This window comes from Pseudarthrobacter sp. H2 (assembly GCF_050157045.1).
Taxonomy (GTDB): domain Bacteria; phylum Actinomycetota; class Actinomycetes; order Actinomycetales; family Micrococcaceae; genus Arthrobacter.
This window is the reverse complement of the sequence record NZ_CP189594.1, coordinates 5,148,233-5,163,045: the sequence shown is the minus strand read 5'-3', so window position 1 is coordinate 5,163,045 and position 14,813 is coordinate 5,148,233. Positions and strand designations below refer to the sequence as shown.

Annotated in this window: 16 protein-coding genes; 7 read left to right on the top strand and 9 right to left on the bottom strand. The window is 66.5% G+C overall.

The window, feature by feature from the left end:
* Positions 1-70: 70 nt before the first annotated feature.
* Positions 71-1,390: an ammonium transporter gene (locus tag ACQCSZ_RS23920; protein WP_427006063.1), complete on the top strand. Its 1,320-nt coding sequence runs from the start codon at positions 71-73 to the stop codon at positions 1,388-1,390.
* A 17-nt stretch (positions 1,391-1,407) separates the two neighbouring features.
* Here ACQCSZ_RS23920 and ACQCSZ_RS23915 read toward each other — a convergent pair whose 3' ends face one another.
* The 4 genes from ACQCSZ_RS23915 to ACQCSZ_RS23900 all read right to left on the bottom strand — a co-directional run bounded on the left by ACQCSZ_RS23915 (position 1,408) and on the right by ACQCSZ_RS23900 (position 5,412).
* Entirely contained in the window at positions 1,408-2,013 is a 606-nt protein-coding gene (locus tag ACQCSZ_RS23915) for a DUF1992 domain-containing protein (RefSeq protein WP_427006062.1), read from the bottom strand.
* A gap of 188 nt (positions 2,014-2,201) precedes the next feature.
* Complete coding sequence (locus tag ACQCSZ_RS23910) at positions 2,202-3,125, bottom strand: DUF6282 family protein (protein ID WP_427006061.1); 924 nt, start codon at positions 3,123-3,125, stop codon at positions 2,202-2,204.
* A gap of 35 nt (positions 3,126-3,160) precedes the next feature.
* Positions 3,161-4,549, bottom strand: coding sequence for an MFS transporter (locus ACQCSZ_RS23905; RefSeq protein ID WP_427006060.1), 1,389 nt, complete (start codon positions 4,547-4,549; stop codon positions 3,161-3,163).
* A gap of 50 nt (positions 4,550-4,599) precedes the next feature.
* The gene (locus ACQCSZ_RS23900) at positions 4,600-5,412 is read right to left on the bottom strand and encodes an IclR family transcriptional regulator (RefSeq protein ID WP_427006059.1); all 813 of its coding nucleotides are present in this window, start codon (positions 5,410-5,412) and stop codon (positions 4,600-4,602) included.
* 222 nt (positions 5,413-5,634) lie between these two features.
* Between ACQCSZ_RS23900 and ACQCSZ_RS23895 the strand changes: the two genes are divergently transcribed.
* From ACQCSZ_RS23895 to ACQCSZ_RS23885, 3 genes are read left to right on the top strand one after another with little or no spacing between them, the layout of a single operon-like run.
* A complete protein-coding gene (locus ACQCSZ_RS23895) occupies positions 5,635-6,537 on the top strand; it encodes a hypothetical protein (RefSeq protein WP_427006058.1) in 903 nt (300 codons plus the stop codon).
* A gap of 50 nt (positions 6,538-6,587) precedes the next feature.
* Positions 6,588-7,337: an HpcH/HpaI aldolase family protein gene (locus ACQCSZ_RS23890; protein ID WP_427006057.1), complete on the top strand. Its 750-nt coding sequence runs from the start codon at positions 6,588-6,590 to the stop codon at positions 7,335-7,337.
* A 50-nt stretch (positions 7,338-7,387) separates the two neighbouring features.
* Entirely contained in the window at positions 7,388-7,702 is a 315-nt protein-coding gene (locus ACQCSZ_RS23885) for a DUF6221 family protein (protein ID WP_427006056.1), read from the top strand.
* Positions 7,703-7,741: 39 nt separating this feature from the next.
* Here the strand turns inward: ACQCSZ_RS23885 and ACQCSZ_RS23880 are convergent, their stop codons facing one another.
* Positions 7,742-8,092, bottom strand: coding sequence for a DUF3846 domain-containing protein (locus tag ACQCSZ_RS23880; RefSeq protein WP_427006055.1), 351 nt, complete (start codon positions 8,090-8,092; stop codon positions 7,742-7,744).
* 198 nt (positions 8,093-8,290) lie between these two features.
* On the opposite strand from ACQCSZ_RS23880, the gene ACQCSZ_RS23875 reads away from it, so the two are divergent.
* Together ACQCSZ_RS23875 and ACQCSZ_RS23870 are read left to right on the top strand one after the other, a co-directional pair.
* Positions 8,291-9,316 carry a peptidase gene (locus ACQCSZ_RS23875; RefSeq protein WP_427006054.1) on the top strand — a complete coding sequence of 342 codons (1,026 nt, stop codon included), beginning with the start codon at positions 8,291-8,293 and terminating at the stop codon, positions 9,314-9,316.
* A gap of 127 nt (positions 9,317-9,443) precedes the next feature.
* Positions 9,444-10,916, top strand: a complete 1,473-nt coding sequence (locus tag ACQCSZ_RS23870) for a S8 family peptidase (protein ID WP_427006053.1) — start codon at positions 9,444-9,446, stop codon at positions 10,914-10,916.
* Between the two features lie 134 nt (positions 10,917-11,050).
* Here ACQCSZ_RS23870 and ACQCSZ_RS23865 read toward each other — a convergent pair whose 3' ends face one another.
* The 3 genes from ACQCSZ_RS23865 to tnpA all read right to left on the bottom strand — a co-directional run bounded on the left by ACQCSZ_RS23865 (position 11,051) and on the right by tnpA (position 12,519).
* Positions 11,051-11,266 (bottom strand): hypothetical protein, encoded by a 216-nt coding sequence (locus ACQCSZ_RS23865; RefSeq protein WP_427006052.1) that lies wholly within the window; start codon positions 11,264-11,266, stop codon positions 11,051-11,053.
* Positions 11,267-11,479: 213 nt separating this feature from the next.
* Positions 11,480-11,968: a hypothetical protein gene (locus tag ACQCSZ_RS23860; protein ID WP_427006051.1), complete on the bottom strand. Its 489-nt coding sequence runs from the start codon at positions 11,966-11,968 to the stop codon at positions 11,480-11,482.
* Between the two features lie 122 nt (positions 11,969-12,090).
* Positions 12,091-12,519: an IS200/IS605 family transposase gene (gene tnpA, locus ACQCSZ_RS23855; protein WP_427006050.1), complete on the bottom strand. Its 429-nt coding sequence runs from the start codon at positions 12,517-12,519 to the stop codon at positions 12,091-12,093.
* Positions 12,520-12,554: 35 nt separating this feature from the next.
* On the opposite strand from tnpA, the gene ACQCSZ_RS23850 reads away from it, so the two are divergent.
* Complete coding sequence (locus ACQCSZ_RS23850; protein WP_427006049.1) at positions 12,555-13,697, top strand: RNA-guided endonuclease InsQ/TnpB family protein; 1,143 nt, start codon at positions 12,555-12,557, stop codon at positions 13,695-13,697.
* A gap of 147 nt (positions 13,698-13,844) precedes the next feature.
* Here ACQCSZ_RS23850 and ACQCSZ_RS23845 read toward each other — a convergent pair whose 3' ends face one another.
* Positions 13,845-14,777, bottom strand: coding sequence for an AraC family transcriptional regulator (locus tag ACQCSZ_RS23845; protein WP_427006048.1), 933 nt, complete (start codon positions 14,775-14,777; stop codon positions 13,845-13,847).
* Positions 14,778-14,813 lie beyond the last annotated feature (36 nt).

Sequence of the window (14,813 nt, the reverse complement as noted above, 5' to 3'; positions counted from 1 at the left end):
ATTGACCACGGACAGGGGGCCGGCGGCGATGCGTCCCGGTACGGCAGAGTGAATGAGAAGGGACGCGCACGTGGAACTCACTGCGGGAAACGTCTGGATGATGTTCTCGGCGGCGCTTGTGTTGCTGATGACCCCGGCTCTGGGCCTCTTCTATGGCGGCATGACCCGGGCCAAGGCGTCGCTCAACATGATGATGATGAGCTTCATCTCGGTCGGCATCGTCGGCGTTATCTGGGTCCTCTGGGGCTACTCGATGAGCACCGGCAAGGGCATTCTCGGCATCTTCGGCGACCCGTTCGCCAGCTTCGGCCTGAGCAACATCATCGGTTCGCCGGACCTGATCAAGGCCGGCTACAGCGCAACCTTCGCCATCATCACGGTGGCCCTGATCAGCGGCGCCATCGCGGACCGGGCCAAGTTCACCTCCTGGGCCATCTTCGTCCCCATCTGGATCACCCTTGTCTACTGCCCGCTCGCCTTCATGGTCTGGGGCGGCGGCCTGATGAACCCCGGCGGCGCCGTGAGCGCCGTGTTCGGCCAGATGATCGACTTCGCCGGCGGCACCGTCGTCGAGATCAGCTCCGGCGTCGCCGCGCTGGTCCTGGTCCTGATCCTGGGTAACCGCCACGGCTTCGGGAAGGACCCGAACCACCGCCCACACAACATCCCCTTCGTTATGCTCGGCGCCGGCATCCTGTGGTTCGGCTGGTTCGGTTTCAACGCCGGGGCCGCGGCCTCGGCGGAGCAGGCCGGCCTGATCTGGGTGAACACCCTGGCGGCCCCGGCCGCGGCCATGCTCAGCTGGCTCGTGACCGAAAAGATCCGCCACGGCCACCCCACCTCCCTCGGGGCGGCCTCAGGCGTTGTTGCCGGCCTGGTCGCGATCACCCCGGCCTGCGCCAACGTCAGCCCGCTCGCGGCGCTGGGACTGGGCCTGCTGGCGGGCGCGGCCTGCGCCGTGTTCGTGGACCTGAAGTACAGGTTCGGCTTCGACGACTCGCTCGACGTCGTGGGCGTCCACCTGGGCGGCGGGCTCATCGGCACCCTGTCCCTGGGCTTCATTGCCCTCCCGGTCAACGGGGCAGGCGGGGGCCTGTTCTATGGTGGCGGCCTGCAGCAGCTCATCGCGCAGACCGTCGCCGTGCTGATTGCCGTCACGCTCTCCGGCCTCGTGACCGGCGTCATCGGTCTCGCCATCCACAAGACCCTCGGGTTCCGGGTCAGCCTCGAAGACGAGATCGCCGGTGTGGACCGCTCCGAGCACGCCGAGAGCGCCTACTTCTTCGCCGAGCTGGGCCTCAGCCGGTTCAGCCCCTTCCATCCTCATGCGACTGCTCCCGCCGCGGAGCCGCAGCACATGAAAGAAGAGGCGTACGCCTCAGGCGTGTAGCCTCCCGTCCGGGCGGCCTAGCTCCAGAAGCGCCGCCACCAGGGGCGTTCGGGTCCGGGCTCCGGCGGGTCCGGGGCAGCCTTCACGGCAGCCGCCACGGCGGCCCGGCGCTCGTGCCAGCGTTGCACTTCAACGTCGACGTCGCGGGTTTTCGTGACCACGGGCGGCCCGCCCTGTAGTTGCCGGCGGGCATCGATCACGCGTGCGTTGAAGTCCTCGACGATGTCGCGCACCTGCCTTTCCGAATACCGGGCGTCGAGCCGGGCATCCAGTCTTGCGTCCTCGGCGCGGAGGAGGATGGCTTTCGGGCCCAGCCCGCTGATGTTCTCGCGCTGGATCAGGCCCTTGACCCACCAGTCGAGATCATAGCCCTCCCCCAGCCCGGGAATCGGTTTGCCGGCGTATTCCAGGTTGTCGAATTTCCCCTGCGCCATGGCGTCCCGGATCAGGTATTCAGCCCTGGCGGCATCATCGACCTTATTTCGTTTCTGCCGGACTTCTTCCTCGGCTGCCGTCACCTCCGGGTCCTCCTGCGCTGTCCCGCCGGCGGCCCGGACGGCCCGGAGCTCCGCGGCACGCTCCACGCGGCGTTTGAACTCGCCCGCTGCCCCGCCGCCCGTCATTGGCCCCACCCTCAGCTTCCCGTCTCGTCCGGGACTCGGCCCTCGTCCGGGTTTTTGCTCATGTGACAACGGTAGGCCTGCCGGGAATCAGTGTCGAGAACGCGCCCGGACAGCAGCGGACGACGGCGGAACTTCCCGCCGTCGTCCGCTTGCCCCCCGTCACATTTCCCGCGAGCCAGCCCGGCTGGCTAGCCGTCCAGGACGCGGCCCGTGTTCACGGCGACGAGCTTCCGGATGTCTTCCCGGCTGACGCCGGCATCGAGCAGCTGGCCCAGGACCCGCTCGTAGGAATCGATGGGGAAGGGATTGTTCTTCTGGCCCAGGTCGGAGCCGATGATGGTGTTGTCGACTCCCACCGCGTCGATGAAGCTCAGCATGGTGTCCACCTTCCACTGGAAGAACGTGGTGCGGTCGTCGTACTGGACCAGGCCATGCTCGACGACGGCCCCGAGGTCCACCCACTCCCGGGCCTGGGCCGGGTTGGCCTCGATCACGAAGTTCGGGTGGTTTACGACCAGCCGGCGCAGGCCCATCTTCTTGGCAGCACGCAGGACCGCCGTGATCTCCGGCGGTGACATGTGCCCGGTGGAGAGGATCGCATCGGCGTCCTTGACCAGCTGCAGGACTTCCACGGTGGCCGGAAGCAGGTTTCCGGCCTCGTCGAGCACCGGGATCGGTGTGGTCTTCCGCAGCTTGATGCTGGTGGCCGGGAATTTCAGGTGCTCCTCGCGTTCGTGGACACAAATGTGCTGCCCGGAGGACACCGTGGGCATCCAGACCATCCGGCCGCCCATCTGCAGGCTGAGTTCGACAGCGTACGGGTTGATGCCGCCCACGTAGTTGTTCAGGGCCACGCCGCTGTAGACGGGGATCGGCAGGCCGCCGATGGCATCGTCGACGGCGGCGATGTCGGTCACCATGCTGTGGTGGTGGGACTTGACCAGGATGGCCCGGAAACCGGCGGCGTGGGCTTGGTCGGCAACGCCGCGGATGCCGATGTTGCGCGGGAACGGCGAGGGGGCGGGGTGCACGTGGAGGTCCACGGCGCCGAGGAGGAGTTCGGGGATCCTGTCGTCGGTGAAGACGTGTTCGCCAGTTGCGAGGGTGGTCATGGTTTCTCCTTGGGAACGGATGGAAGTTTTGGGGGTTAGGCCGGTGAGCCGGCCGGGTCTACAGCTCGGGAGCCCATGTCGACGTCGCGCGTCTCGGGGCCGAGGTAGGCGCCCACCGCAAGCAGCAGGCCGCCGATGACGATGAGGACCACGGGGGTGAAGGCCAGGGGCATGAAAGCCGTGAGGCCGCTCATGTAGAAGGTGTAGAACGCGGGGATGATCAAGGCGAAGCTGTAGCCGATGCCGTAGCCGCTCGCCCGGATGGCCGCCGGGAAGCGCTCGGTCAGGTAGGCGGCGATGGGTCCGAAGGCGGAGATGGTGAAGACGTCGATCACGATTGCCAGGACCGTGATCGCCACGATGTTCCCGGCCGGGGTGTTCAGCAGCAGCACGAAGGCTGTGCCGGAGACGGGAAGCGAGGTGATGCCGAAGCCGATGTAGAAGCGCCGCCGGCCGATCTTCTGCGACAGTACCGCTGCCCCCAGGAAGCCGCCGATGGTGACGACGGAGGCAATCAGCATGATGACGCTGACCGTCTTGTCCGGTACGCCGACGGCATTCTTCAGGGTGGCGGGCAGGATCGCGGCGGCGACATTGGTCAGGAACCACATGCCGGTCATGAGGATGAAGACCTGCATCAGGCTGCGGCGGTGGCGGCCGAGGAAGAGTGCCTTCACTGGTGATTCGGTGGCAGCGGAGGCCTCGAAGTCCGGGGCCTCTTCGACGTTGCGGACGTAGTAGAAGAACACCGCAAAGGCGAGGAGTCCGCCGATGACGAACGGGATGCGCCAGCCCCACTGAACGTAGGGCGAGTCAACGCTGCCGGCCGGAAGGATCATCAGCAGGCCGAAGGTGAGCACGGCGATGGTGGCGTTTGCCAGGGGGTTGGTGGCCGTGATGAGGCCGCTGGCCAGCCCGCGGAGCTTCTTGGGCGTCCATTCCATGGCCAGGGGGACGGCCGTGCTGTACTCACCGCCCAGGAACGCACCGCCGAGGAAACGGAGCAGGACCAGCAGGACTATAGCGAGACTGCCGACGCTCTGGTAGCCGGGCAGGCAGGCAATTCCCAGGGTGGCCAGGCCGAAACCGGCGAGCGCCACGAGGGTGAGCTTGTGGCGTCCGAACTTGTCCGCGAAATGGCCGAAGATGGCAGAACCGAGCGGCCGCGCGACGAGGGTGGACGCGAAGACCAGGGCGGCGATGGTCGCGGCGGTCCCCTTGTCCATTTCCGGCGGCTGGAAGTAGATCATGGCCGGCGCCAGGGCGATGATCGGCAGGTAGATGTCGAACTGGTCGGCGTAGTAGCCGAAAATCCCGCCCTTGAGCGCTGAACGTCCGGGGTTGGGGTTATTGGTGCGGTTTCGTCCAGCCCGTTGTGGGCGGGCGGGTTTCGCTGGTGCTTGCAGGGTGTTGTGTGCGGACATCGTCGTCCTCCGTTGCTTGTCAGTGGAATTCATCATGGTGGCGCTGGTTCCTAGTTGCGCTGGGCGCGTTCGACGACGCCGGCCAGCCGGCCGGTTGTCTGGTTGCGCTGGGTTCCGCCGCCGAGGGCGGCGGACAGTTCTGCTGCTGCGGTGGCCACGTCCCAGGCGGCCTGTGATTCGCGATCAAGGGTGAGGACGTGGTTGGTGGCGACGAGGGCGAGCGTGGCACAGATTCCGTGCTCGTCGAAGATCGGCGCCGCTACGGCATTGACACCCCCGAGATCGGGGCTCGTGGCCACACCGGTCACCCGGGTGAGCTCGATTTCGGCGCGCAGCGCTTCCTGCTGTTCCGCGGGGAGGGCCGAGAGCATTCGTTCTGCCCGCAGCTGGTCCGGGGTGAAGGCCAGGAACACCTTGGCCTGGGCCGAGACGAGGGGCAGCTGCGAGCCGACCCGCACGGAGACAACCACATTGCGGCTGGTGTCCTCCTCCACCCGTGACACCACGGGCCCTCCCGAGCCCCACAGGCTCAGGACGGCCGTCATGTGGGCTCCCAGGCTCAGGTCCCGCATCACGGCCGGAGCGAGGTCCAGGACCTTGCGCTGGCTCATGGCGAACGCGCCGAGCTGAAGGAGAAGGCCGCCCGGAACGAAGGACCCGATGGCGTGGCCGCGTTCCAGCAGTCCCGCGGCGACCAGCGAGTTGCAGTACCGGTACACGGTGGACCGGTTCAGATGCAGCAGATCCGCGGCCTCCGCGGCCGTCAGCTGCGGCCGGTTAGGACCGAACAACTGCAGGATCTGGGCGGCGCGGGTGACGGCTTGGATGTCCGACGCGGAACCGGCGGAGTTTTCTTCAGACAAGGGAGCCTCTTCGTTCGTATCGCTTTTGTTCGTATTGCTAATTGAATGTTCGCAATGCGGGACTATTTATTGATACTCTAAGTGAACTGGGACACAGTGGCAAGTGCTGGGCCCCCTCAACTGCCAGGCAAGACTGCCCGCCTTGTTCAAAATACGAAGCACGGATGTTTATAGCGAACACTTCCGTGGAGCCGAAGCCCGACCTCAAGGGAGAGACCCGCCATGTTTGATAAGTCAGATCCGCGCGCTGGCTTGAGCCGCAGCGCCCCCGCGGCCGCAGCAGACGCCGCCATTGCGGCGCCCCACTACACGGAGTTCGACGGCGAGCCCAGCGAGGTCAGCGCCCGGGGCAGCAAAACCTGGATCACCCGTGGCCAGAACTTCATCGTGGCCTACTCCAGCCTGGTCGCCGGTGATGAACTGCGCCGCCCGGCCGGGCAGGATGAATATGTGGTCATCCTGCACGAGGATGACGCCGTGGTCACCGTCCACGCCGGGAACGGGCAGGTGACCGCAAAGGGTCAGAGTCTCGTGGTGGTTCCGCCGGGGGAATCCGTGATCGTGGCAGATCAGCCGACGGACGTCGTGCGCGTCTTCGACATCCGAACCGACGACCTCGCGGCCCTGGCCGCGAATGCCGCGGACTACCGTGAACCCCACCCGCGGGTGGCCGCACTGGAAAGCTGGCCGGAGCCTGCCGACGGGGACAGACTGCGTGTCTATCCGCTGGACACCATCGCCGCCGAACCCGGCCGGTTCGGACGCATCTTCCGCACCCGCACGCTGATGATCAACTACATGTACCCGACCGAGGGGCCCCGCGACGCCAGTAAACTCTCGCCGCACCATCACGACGACTTCGAACAGGGGTCCCTGGCCGTCCGGGGCGAATTCATCCACCACATCCGCACGCCCTGGACGCCCGACATGAACCAGTGGAGGGACGACGAGCACACCCCCGTCGGCAGCCCGTCGCTGGCGATCATCCCGCCGCCCACGGTGCACACCACCAGGGCGACCGGGGCCGGCAGCAACATCCTGATCGACATCTTCAGCCCGCCGCGTGAGGACTTCTCCGACCAGCCCGGCTGGGTGCTCAACGCCGCCGAATATCCGCGCCAGTAGCACCGCCTGCCTCTCCATCAGTCCGGTCATCCATGAAAAGAAGGCTTCCAGTGTCAATCCTCAACACGCCAGGGGCAGTCGGCACCTGGGTCAAACTGCCCACCATCGAGTCGGTCCAGATCCTGGCGCATGCCGGCTACGATTTCGTCGTCATCGACCAGGAACATGCCCCCATCGACATCCGCACTGCCTACCAGCTCGTGAACACAGCCACGTCCGAGGGCCTGCTGGCCCTGGTACGCGTGGATGAACTGCGGCCGGCGTCGATCCAGCGGATCCTGGATGCCGGCGCCGCCGGCGTGCTGATTCCCCATATCGATACCCCCGAGCAGGCAGAACTAGCGGCCAGGTCGGTGCGCTTCCCGCCGTTCGGCATCCGGGGCGCCGGCGGCACCAGCCGCGCTGGCCGCTGGGGAACACTCCCGACAACGGACTATCTGGCCTCGGGCAACGACAAAGCGCTCTGCATCCCGCAGCTTGAAAGCAAGCTCGCGATCGACAACGTGGAGAAGATCGCGGCCGTGGCCGGCATCGATGCGTTGTTCGTGGGGGTCGCGGATCTCAGCATGGACATGGGCACCACGCCGTCGGACCCGCAAGTCGTCCGGCTCTACCTCCATGCCTTGGAGGTCGCCCACCGTGCGGGCAAGCCCTGCGGTTTCGCCTCGGGTTCGGCCGCCGGCGCCCGGGCTGCGCTGGACCAGGGCTTCGACTTCGTCATGGCCAGCAGCGATACCGCAATGCTCGTCGCCGAGGCATCCGGTGTTGTGGGAGCGGTCAAGGGCGCGCCCCGCTCCTGACCGCTCCCTGCGCATATCCGGGGCGGCGGCCGGACGCGTACGCTCGGTCTGTGGACATTGTTGAGTTCCTCTCCGCACGGATCAAGGAGGACGAGGCGGCGGCGCGAAGACTCCTGCTCGACAGGTCCGTCTCCGAGTCCGGCCAATGGTACGAGCGCCGCCTGCTGCTGGAGTGCGAGGCCAAGAAGAGGCTGATCCATATCGTGGAATCGGCACGGCAGTCCGCCCTGGCTTCGATGGTCAGCGACCCGTACGGGGACGGGCAGTGGATTCCGGAGGCCATCGGCTGGATGGCCGAGTCCCTCAATGCCCTCGCCCTGCCCTACTACGACCATCCGGACTTCGAGCAGGGCTGGCTGCGGTGAGCAGTCCTGCGCCAGGCCGGTCCGGCCGGACGGCCCACCCTAGGCTGCCAGGGGTGCGCCGAACAACGCGGTGGCCCGGCGGACGAGATAGTCCGGCACGTCTGCCTCGGCGCCGTGCAACGCGTGGCCGAGGAACACTGCGGTGCCCCGGGCCGCATCGGCGAGGTCCAGGCCGCACTCGTGCATCAGCTGGCCGGCCCGCAGGTTCGGCGGCAGGTTGTTGATCCTGCCGACTGAGTTGAAATAGATATGCCAGTCGCCGCGGGCGACCGAGTCCATGTCTCCCCCGACCAGCCGCCGGAGGTTCGCCAGGCTTGGCTCGAGGGACTCCACCCGGAGCGGCTGGTTGAGCTGGTCCGGAACTATCAGTGCAATACAAGTTGTGCTCATCGTACTTTCCTCTATATGGAGTAACCGAGCCGGGGCCGGATTCGTTCCCGGGACTGCTGAAATCCGCCGCGGACGACGGCGGGAAGCGTCGTCCGCCGTCGGGCAAAACGCTGCCGGATTCTGACATCGTGGTGTCCCTTCCCCTAAGCTGGGGTCATCCATCCGGGGAGATGGGGTGTGCAGCGATGGGGGACACTGTTGCGTTCGAATTCCGGCAACCGGGACGATCCGTCCCCGGCACATTTCCGCGCGGCCGACGACGGCAGGCCAGGGACCGTGCGACGTTCCGCCAGCGGACGCATCCCGCAGTGGGCGATAGACGAGGCCCTGGGAAAGATGGACGTTCCTTCCCCGTGGCGTGGCACCCCTGTCCCCGGCAAGAACGTGGAGAGGCCCGCTTCCCGCGCCCGCACGAAGCGTTCCGCCGGCGCGCGGCGCCGGGGCAGGACATCCGGCACGGTCCTCGGCGTTGCCCTCGTCGTGGGCTTGTATTTCAGCCCTGCCCTGTTCGAGCGGTTCGTCCTGCCGGCAGTCCGGCCATACCTGCCGGGTGCCACCATGCCGCCACCAGGGTTTGAGGCCGCGCAGTCCCCGCTCGGCCGCCCGCCCGCGGGCACGGGGTCACGTGCCTACTCGCTGCAACCGTCCCCGGACCCGGGCCAGCCCTTCGTCGCCTACGATCCGTGCCGGCCGGTCCACTACGTCGTCAGGCCCGACAACGCACCTCCCGGTTCAGACCAGCTGGTCCAGCAGGCCATTGCCAAAGTCTCCGCCGCAACCGGATTGCGGTTCCAGGACGACGGAGCCACGTCCGAGGCCCCCAGCGAGCACCGCACAACCTACCAGGACGACCGCTACGGCAAACGCTGGGCACCGGTGCTGATCGCTTGGTCCAACCCCGAGGAAACCCCGGGCCTCGCGGGAAGGATTGCCGGGCTGGGCGGCAGCAGCTATGCGCAGGCTCCCGGACATCCGCTGGTGCTGGTGGCGGGCCAGGTGGCACTGGATGCACCGGTCCTGGCAGACGCCATGCACGGGCCGGAAGGGCCCGCCCATGTCCGCGCCATCATCATGCACGAACTGGGCCACGTCGTCGGGCTCGACCACGTAGCCGACTCCAGCCAGCTGATGAACGCCGAGAACTCCGGGCTCACGGACTTCGCCGCCGGTGACCGCGCCGGCCTGGCCCTGCTGGGAAGCGGAACCTGCGTCCCGCAGCTGTAAGCAGCCAGGCAGAGAGCGCGCGGAACCATTTCCAAGATTTTCCCAAGGTCCGGGCTTAAAATGCGGGCGGAGGCTTAAGATTGGCCGGGGGGCACTCGCCAGCGAAGACGCTTAATGGGAGGCCACGATGTTCAGCCAATTCCGCCAGCCATCATCATCGCAGCCAGCAACCGTCACCGCCGGTCCGCGCAGCCACCGGCCCACGGACGTGGCCCGCCCGCCGACGGACAGATCATGGTCCCGCCGGATCCTGGCCGGCCTGGCGGCGGCGGCCCTGACCATTGGCGGCGGGATCGCGGCCGCCTCCCCCTCAGCCGCCGCGGAGCCGAAGGAAGACTACATCGTTGTCCTCAAGGACAGCGCCGTGGACCCCGCTGCCACCGCCGCGGCCCACCAGAGCACGTACGGGTTCACGACGTCGGGGATCTACCGGGACGCCGTGAGCGGCTACGCCGCCACGATGACGGCGGCCGAAGCCCAGCGCGTCCAGGCTGATCCCGGCGTCGACTTCGTCACCATGGGCCGGAAGTTCCACAAACCGCGGGACGCGGAACCGCCCAGCACCCAGGTGACTCCGCTGTGGCGGCAGCGCATCAGGGGCGCCGCGTCCGAGGGCGACAGCACCAGGGCCGGTGACGACGGGCGTGGTTCGCTCGACGTCAACGTGGCGGTCATCGACAGCGGCATCGATGCCACGCACCCCGACCTGAACGTGCGCGGCGGCGTCGACTGCACTTCCGGCTCGCCCGTCACAGTGACCCCCGTCGATGTCCTGGGCCACGGCACCGCCGTGGCCGGCGTCATCGGCGCCCGGAACAACCGCACCGGCGTGATCGGGACCGCACCCGGCACCCCGCTGTGGTCCGTCCGCGTGGTCGATGACGCCGGCATGATCTCCGAGCAGAGCATGATCTGCGCCATCGACTGGGTGACATCCACGCGCCGGGACAAGGACCGGAACAACAACATCGAAGTTGCCAACATCAGCATCGCCGGCCCCGGCACCGACACGGACAACTGCGGCAAGGGCACGGACCCGATGCACTACGCCATCTGCCGCTCGGTCAGCGCCGGAGTCGCCTACACCGTGGCGGCGGGCAATGCCGGTATGGATTTCGCCGGAACGGTCCCCGCCACCTATGACCAGGTGCTGACAGCGACGGCCATGGCGGACTTCGACGGCCGGCCGGATGGGCTGGCGGCACCCGTCTGCGGGACCCAGGCCTGGGGCGCCGCCTATGGGCAGAAGGATGACCAGCCGGCGTTCTTCTCCAACTTCGCCACCCAGCCGAAGGACAAGGCCCACACCGTCGCCGCCCCAGGCGCCTGCATGCTGTCCACGGCGCCGCTGTCCAAAGCGCCGGGCGGCTCTGCCGTCATGGATGGGACCAGCTTTGCCAGCCCCGCCGTGGCAGGATCGGTGGTCTTGTGCATCAGCCGCGGGGAATGCGAGGGCTCGGGCCAAGCCGTGATGGAGAAGTTCCTGGACGTGACCAAGGACTACAACAGGGCCCACCGTGACTACGGTTTCGGCGGCGATCCGATCCGCCCGATCGACGCGCACTACTACGGGTACCTGACCCAGGTCGCCAATTTCTGATCCGGCGGCGCTCCTTGAGGGTGGACCAGCCCTCCAAGCAAGAGGACGACGGCGGGAATTCCCGCCGTCGTCCTCTTGCCTTGCAGCGGGCGAGTCAGTGCTCGGCCGCAGATCTACGCACGTGCGCTACGAGTTCACCAGGCCTGGTGTTCGCGGGTCAGGCCGAAGGGGACGGCATCGCTGACGGCGATGGTGAAGGAATCGTGTCCGTGGCGGGTGACCAGGATGCCGCGGCGCTCGTGCATGGCCCTCGACTGGGCGAACGTCACTGCATCATTGAGTTGACGGTCCATGCTGGCGCGATCGGTGGCGGTGATCGTCAGGGGCAGTTCAGGGGTGATGGTTGTCATCGGTCTATCCTTGAGTTGGCTCGGTGGAGATCGGGGAAGATCCTTGCGCTCTGCTCGCGAGCTGGCCAGACCCCACGCCGGCCCCGCTCGTCTGACATCAACAGTAGCGGCATGGCAATATTTTGGCAATCGATTGCCACCCACCTTTTTCCCGACCCTCAGGAAGAATGCTCCCGCCATGAGGCGATCATGGCGGGAGCAGGAATCCGGATATCAGCCGAGGAGTCCGGCACTCGCGAGGGCTGCCTCGGCCTCCTCGGCCAGGCCGAAGTTTTCGCCGCCGCGGCTAAGGATCTCGGACAGCACTGCCGACAATGCGGTTTCCGGGTCTTCAACCATGCCATGGGCGCGCCAGCCGATGTGCTTGTCCGGACGGACCAGGATGACGCCGTCTTCCCCGATCTCGCGCTGGCGAAGCCAATCCCCGTACAGGTCCTGGACCTCACGGCCTTCACCGATCACCACGGCCGTCAGCTGGATGCCCAGGCGCTCGGCGACCTTCACCGCCGCATCGGCCCAGGCCTGGCCCGTGATTCCGGTGAAGATGGTGAAACCGGTACCCTTGGCGATGTCGTGAGTCGAATATTTGGATTTCTGATCGCCAAGCCAGGCGTGCGGCAGGCGCAGTCCCGGGAACGTGGATTTCTGGTGATGCAGCAGGGCGTCCTCGCTCAGCGACGGGCGCTCACCGCCGTCGCCCACCACGGCAGTCGACTCATAGAACTGGCCGATTTCCGTGCCCTGGGCGTTGAATTCATCGCCTAGATGTGGTCAGGAAACTCGGTCCTTCCGGGCCGAGAGGAATGGCCGTGCATGAGATCGGCCTAATCCGGTCGCTTCTGGGACTCGATGTACTCCTTGACGACCTCAAGAGGTGCGCCGCCGCAGGAGCCGGCGAAGTAGGACGGGGACCAGAAATGGCCACCCCAAAGGAACTGCTGGACCCTGGCGGAGTGGTCCTTCCGCAGCATCCGGGACGAGACGCCCTTCAGGGAGTTGACCAGTTTCGATACCTCCACGGTGGGCGGGTAATGCACGAGAAGGTGGACGTGGTCTTCTCCGCCGTTGAACCCGGTCAGGGTGGCCCCGAAGTCCTGGCATGTTTCCCGCATGACCCTTTCGCAGGTGGCGAGCATGGCATCATCGAAGACCTTGCGGCGGTATTTGGTCACAAAGACCAAATGAACATGCATGTTCCATATGGCACTTCTGCCCCTGCGTATATCCGGGTTTGGTTCCCATCGTGGTGACATTGACCAATTGTATCATTGGCGGTATTGTCGGCATCGTGAAGAAAACGGTGCAACTGAAGCTGACGCCCACAGGCGAACAGCGCACTGCCCTGCTCCGCACACTGGCAGGCTGCAATGAAGCTGCCAATTTCGCCTCAGAACGCATGCGAACAGAGAGGATCGCCTCGAAGTTCTCCCTTCACCGCGCGGTGTATGCAGATCTCAAAGCGCGAGGGCTCGCGGCCCAGGCGGCCGTCCGGGTCATCGGGAAGGTTGCCGACGCGTACACCACCCAGCGCGGCGCCATTAAAACAGGGGCACTGAAAGGCAAACGCAAAGCGAAAGCCCTTGCCAAGCCGATCAGCTTCCGCCCCGACGCGGCCCAGGCGTTCGATGACCGGAACCTCTCCTGGAACCACGGCGCACAGACCATCTCCATCTGGACGACCGCGGGACGCATCCAGGGCCTCCCCTACGTCGGGTCCGCGGAAGCAGCAGCCCTGGTGAGCGAGTTCCGCCGCGGCGAAACCGACCTGATCGAGCGCGGCGGGAAGCTGTACCTCATGGTCACCGTGGACGTGCCAGACCAGGAGCCAGCCATCCCGGACGGGTTCCTGGGCGTGGACCTCGGGATCGTCAACATCGCCACCACCTCCGACGGGGCCAACTGGTCCGGCGGGGCAGTCACGCTCCGCCGCAAGAAGAATGCCGCGTTGCGGGCGAAGCTCCAGGCCAAGGGCACCAAATCCGCCAAGCGGCTCCTGAAGAAACGCTCCGGGAAGGAAGCCCGGTTCGTCCGGGACATCAACCACCAGATCAGCAAGAAAATCACCACCGAGGCTAAACGCACCGGACGGGGCATTGCCATTGAAGACCTCAAGGGCATCCGCGAACGGGCACGGTTACGAAAGTCTCAAAACACGGCACTGCACTCCTGGGCGTTCGCCCAGCTGGGCGGATTCCTGGCTTACAAGGCGGCCGCCGCCGGCGTCGCCCTGACGGCCGTGGACCCGGCCTGCACATCGCAGCTCTGCCCGGCATGCGGAACGATCGGGCGACAGAACCGGCCCAACAGGGACCTGTTCCAGTGCGCGTCCTGCGGCCACACCGGGCCCGCGGACGTGATCGCTGCAGGGAACATGGCCACCCGCGCGCACCACAATTTTGGGGCTGCCATCAACCAGCCCGACGCAGCCTAAACACCACATCCAGTGGTGGCTAAGAGCCGCAAACCTGCCCCTTCAGGGGCGGATGGTTGATAGTCCTTGGCATCCAGCGCGGCGCCTTCCGGTGAATTCTCCTTGCGCAGCTGAAGCTTCTCGGTGAATTCCGTATCGGTGGTGGCATCAGTGACGCCGAGGGCGTCGAAGATGGGCTTGTAGTCGCGGCTGGACTGGTTGGCCCGGTTGACGATCTGCTTGGCGACCGGTGCGCGCTCGGTGGAGTACGTTTCGAGCAGCTCCGGGCCCCCGGTCCAGCCGCAGGCCCAGGACATAGCGGCCCAGCGTGAGGTCAGCTTCAGCGAACGCGCGTCCCAGCTGCCGCTCGCTGATGCCGACGGCGGCAGCCACCTCGGGCGTCGACAGTCCCGGATCGCCCAGGTGCCCTTCCACGTAGCCCTTGGCCGCGGCCAGATACCCGGCACCGGTGCCCGCACCGTGTCCCGAGGCGATGAGGCGGAATAACTCCAGAATGGAGTGCTCGACGTCGTCCGCGGGCTCCTGCCGGGACGCAACCGCCTGGCGGATCATCCTGGCCAGCTCCTGCGCCTGGGGTCCGGCACCGGGACCGAAATCGAAGCGCACGGGCCGGTTCAGGGGCTGGCCGTCGGACAGCTCCCGGAACAAGGGCCGGGGAATGGTGAGGACCAGCTCCTGCAACCCCTGCGCAAAGCCCCGCATGAAGGGCAAATCCGCGTCATACATGATGGCTTGCCCCGGTTTCAAAGACTCATGGCCGCCGCGGTGGTAGAAGAACGCATCGCCTGCCAGGGCAAAAAAGACGGCCACCACATCGGTGGGATTCTCCCGGATGAACGACTCCGACCGCTCGACGATTTGGGCGGTGCCCTGCACCTGGGCCAGACGCAGGGACGGGAATTGGAGGTTGACTTCGGACGCGTGCAGCGGCGATTCGTCGATGGTCCGGATGTCCAGGGAAATCAGGGCCTTCGCGTTGTGGCTTTCCCAAAGCTGGACACGGCTGAGAGGCGCGATGCCCTGCGTGCTGAACCGTAGGGCGCGGGGCGGCGAGTGCAGTCTGGGCTGCTGGCTGTCCATGGTTCCGTCGATTCTAGCCGAGTGGCAGCAGGCCCG

Excerpts from the sequence above, each read along its gene's own strand:
- ACQCSZ_RS23845 (WP_427006048.1), bottom strand. The coding sequence starts at position 14,777 with ATGGACAGCCAGCAGCCCAGACTGCACTCGCCGCCCCGCGCCCTACGG.
- ACQCSZ_RS23915 (WP_427006062.1), bottom strand. The coding sequence starts at position 2,013 with ATGACGGGCGGCGGGGCAGCGGGCGAGTTCAAACGCCGCGTGGAGCGT.
- ACQCSZ_RS23870 (WP_427006053.1), top strand. The coding sequence starts at position 9,444 with ATGTTCAGCCAATTCCGCCAGCCATCATCATCGCAGCCAGCAACCGTC.
- ACQCSZ_RS23905 (WP_427006060.1), bottom strand. The coding sequence starts at position 4,549 with ATGTCCGCACACAACACCCTGCAAGCACCAGCGAAACCCGCCCGCCCA.
- tnpA (WP_427006050.1), bottom strand. The coding sequence starts at position 12,519 with ATGTCACCACGATGGGAACCAAACCCGGATATACGCAGGGGCAGAAGT.
- ACQCSZ_RS23895 (WP_427006058.1), top strand. The coding sequence starts at position 5,635 with ATGTTTGATAAGTCAGATCCGCGCGCTGGCTTGAGCCGCAGCGCCCCC.
- ACQCSZ_RS23910 (WP_427006061.1), bottom strand. The coding sequence starts at position 3,125 with ATGACCACCCTCGCAACTGGCGAACACGTCTTCACCGACGACAGGATC.
- ACQCSZ_RS23880 (WP_427006055.1), bottom strand. The coding sequence starts at position 8,092 with ATGAGCACAACTTGTATTGCACTGATAGTTCCGGACCAGCTCAACCAG.
- ACQCSZ_RS23865 (WP_427006052.1), bottom strand. The coding sequence starts at position 11,266 with ATGACAACCATCACCCCTGAACTGCCCCTGACGATCACCGCCACCGAT.